The following is a 3,698-nucleotide window of genomic DNA, read 5'->3' on the forward strand; positions in this document are numbered from 1 at the left end:
TTCCCTTTGCTATTGTAGCAATGATCAGATCATCCCCTGGCTTGACAGTACCCTTGAGGGTACCTTTTCTGTTAAAAATGATTAACGTTAAGTTATTTTAACTCGTTAACCGGTGTCTTTATAAAGTGTGCTAAAAGTTAATACATAGCTGAGACCAAGGGCGGTTGGTGGTGTGGTTAACATTAATCCGGTCTCATACATCAGTTCCGCCAAAAGTCAGTAGCTCAGGCAATAATTCGGATCAGGATGCATAGTGGGCACCATGATTTCGGTTTGAGAATGACGTCAGTCAAACCGATTCAAGTTGACCCGTGACCATGAATGAGAACAGATCAGAACAAAGGTGTTCTATATTCAACCATCCCCCGAGTTTTGAAAAGACAGGCATTTAACCTAATACATGGGTAGCATGACCAATAATTTAACTAGATTCAGTTGTTCGCGACGGGATTTACTGATAGCTGCACTTGGAGGTGCGACAGCAGCCACGGTGGGCTCAGTAATTCCAGGCGGGATGAAAGGAGTTGCTGCACAGCAGGCTAAATCCTCAGTAGGACCAGTGGGCTTTACCAGTTTCATCCATCCCAGTGCAGTCGTGGGTACTAGGAACTTTAAGATGGGAGCCGCTAGCCTGATTGATGCTTTTGTTACCCTCAAGGGTGCCTCTGCCAAAATTGGTAACGCTGTTAACTTGCAAGACAATACCCGATTGCTCAACTTCCGTGGTCGCTCCTTGGGTCGAGGTAACCTAGAATTGGGGGATGGAACCTTCACCGCCCATGGAGTCACCTTCGTCGGAAGGGTTCGGATCGGACAAGCCTGTGGTACGGGCATCAATGCGATCGTTCAAAATGCCGACATTGGTGACGCGAGCTTTACTGGTTTGGCAGCACAGATTCTGGGAGAGAATCCGAGACGACCCATCAAGATTCCGCCAGCAAGTCTAGTGTTGTTTGGAGCACGGATCTATAGCCAACTTGATGTTAAACCCAATATCATTCCGGTACCTGCTCCATTTTCACTATTCTTTGCTGATGTCGATGAAGAAAACTTAGTACTAGCCCGAGGATTCAACTTACTTTATCGTGCCGCTGCACGCACCATCCCATTTTCTGATGTTGCTGGCAATCCTCGCAATCCTGGGGAGGACTTTCCTAATTTAGATCAAGCCTTTGGAAAGCTATCGGTTGCTCCACCAAGTATTTATAGACGTGGGACCGGAGTCATCCCAGCACGTCAAGCGACTCTGGGAGACTTGGGTTTTGAGCGCTTTGAACCTCTAACACCAGTACCAACTCCAAGCACGCCAGCGGACGATGCTGGGGGAGTGGGCTTGAATGCACCGCCCTCAAACAGTCCTGAAGCTGGTGCAAGGTTCGTTGTCCCTGTGGTAAAGTCCCCCGAACTGATCGATAAAGATGCTATTGTCCTGGGAGGGTGCCAGTTGGCATCAGGAGTAGTGGTTGGTAAGGGGAGCTATATTCTCGGTGATGTGGCTCCCACTGTGTCAGTTGGTAAAGGCACCACTATTGGTAAAAACTCAAGCCTTCATCAGCTAACGTTCACCTCTTGCCGAGTAGGAGCTAGATGCGTTATCGGTGATCGGGTAGTTCTCCATGGTCCACTGGAAATCGAGGATGACGTTACCATTGGCAACGGCACTGTGTTGTTTGGACCGACAGTGCGTAAGGGGGTGAAGATTGGTGCTAGGGTGCTGGTGTTTGGACCGGTGGAGGTCACGGAAGATATCCCGGACGATGCCATTGTAGTGGCACCAGGGAATGAGTTCTTGATTGCACCATCGGCACCGTCTCGCAGCGCACGGATTACTCTACCCCATTCAAATTCAATGCTATCCCAGTGGGGGCGTGCCCAAGCGGCTGGATGCGACTGCGGGTGTGGCGTTGGTGCTCTGGTTCAGATCAGTACTTTAGGTTGAAGTCTTTGCCTTGATCTATGTTGTTTTTCGGGCGTTGCTTAATAATGGAATGATTTTAAGAGTGAGGTGGAATAGGCATCTTGCCTGTCCCTTGATCTTTTGGGGCGGGCAGGATGCCCACTCTACTCCTATTCATGAAAAGACTGACGCAACGCCTCAAGGCAGCTTGTTGGTTGCTGAGCAAATTTTTAATTTTTTAGCGCTGGTTTTGCATAACTTTTGAAAAACAAGCTGATAACTAGGATAGCAACTACAGCAACCTGGCAAAAGTTGACGTTTGCAACAGGTCTTTTAATTAGGAGAAGAAATCCGTGATGAAAAAGTTTGGAATTCTGTTTTTTTTGAGCCTTTTTGCCTTTTTATCACAGGTTAACCCAGCTGAAGCACAGAGGAGGAGAAACACTAACGTTACTATCGAGGCAGAGGTGGTAACAGGCTGGAATCGGCTTTTTGGAAAACCAAGATATCGGTGGGACTTCTTGTCTGCTCCCCTGAACTTGGCAGGAGCAACAACAATGGGTATCTACAACCCCAATGGTAAGGAGCCTCTGCCTCTGACTGCTTCGACACGAAAGGATGCTGTTTTGGCATCAATCGTGGATCCTTTCTTGGAAACAATTTTCCCAGTTTTTGACCTTGAAACCACTGACCCTGGGGCTGTCAACGTACCTCTGCGTCAAATCGATACCTGGGTTTCAGGAGATCTCTCCGTACGAACTCCACTGCCATTTCAATTAGATGCTCCGGTAGTTTCTCGCTCTCAGTCTAATCCGGAATCTCCAAATCCGATTACTGTAGCGGATTGGTTTAAGGCTTCTGGACAAATGCAAATTAATTGCGATTCTAGGGGAAACAACAGGGTCAGAGTCCGGCTAAACAATCTGATCCCGAATCGGGTGTACACGGTCTGGGCGATGTGGTATACTGCCGATGGCAATATATTCCCGCAACCATTTGGTGGAGTACCAAATGCTTACGTCACCAATAGTCGAGGAAATGCGGTTTTTAGCAGACAATTGAATTTCTGTCCTCCTGAGGCTGCTAAGAAAGGGATTGATGGTAACAGGCTATTATCAATCATCACTCACCTGCACTCGGATCATATTTTATATGGTGCTGTTCCTGTACCACTGGTGGCTGGTCGTCCTCCTGGCACTGTGTTGCACATGCAGCTGGAATGGAATTTTCCAGGAGTTGGGACAAGATTGATTAAAAAACCTTAGACCTAGCAGCATTAGTAAGCTGTTCAGCATTTAGATTGGGATACCTAAATTAATCAAAGGGAACAGGGAATAGGGAACAGGGAATAGGGAATAGGTAATAACCAATTTAAATGGACATCAGCTTATTATCTTGATGCTGTCGAGAATGGGGAGGGGCTGTGTGCAATGGTTTGCGGGAGCACTTCATACACCTCCCGCGCTCTCTCCCCCTCCCCCCACACGCCCCACACTTCCCGCGCCCCCGCCCCACACTTCCCACACTTCCCACACTTCCCACACGCCCTATTCCCCATGCCCTATCCCCAGGGCTGTAGCAGCACCTAAGTGCTTGAGCAAGGTGGCCTGGGGAAGTGGCCCAAGCAGATGACTCCAAGGCAAGACTTGCTCTGTTGACCAGTCGGTATAGACGTAGAAGTCTAGTTCAGGTAACTGTCCTCGCAATTGTTTAAAGGCACGGCGGAAACTGCCTAAGGAATCCCCATAATGCCTGGTTAGTTCTAAGAGTTGGGATAAGCGACGATCCCCTCGGGAAATCA

The 3,698-nt window shown here is 48.4% G+C and carries 2 protein-coding genes and 1 pseudogene; 2 read left to right on the forward strand and 1 reads right to left on the reverse strand.

All coding sequences use genetic code 11. The features are described from left to right. Positions 1-409: 409 nt before the first annotated feature. A complete protein-coding gene (locus tag F6K37_RS34715) occupies positions 410-1,939 on the forward strand; it encodes an LbetaH domain-containing protein (protein WP_161603164.1) in 1,530 nt (509 codons plus the stop codon). A 311-nt stretch (positions 1,940-2,250) separates the two neighbouring features. Next, positions 2,251-3,162, forward strand: a complete 912-nt coding sequence (locus F6K37_RS34720; protein ID WP_131827151.1) for a hypothetical protein — start codon at positions 2,251-2,253, stop codon at positions 3,160-3,162. A 282-nt stretch (positions 3,163-3,444) separates the two neighbouring features. Here F6K37_RS34720 and F6K37_RS34725 read toward each other — a convergent pair. Then, positions 3,445-3,698: pseudogene (locus tag F6K37_RS34725) on the reverse strand (radical SAM protein); the annotation flags it as partial.

It is taken from the genome of Moorena sp. SIO4E2 (assembly GCF_010671945.1).
Taxonomy (GTDB): domain Bacteria; phylum Cyanobacteriota; class Cyanobacteriia; order Cyanobacteriales; family Coleofasciculaceae; genus Moorena; species Moorena producens.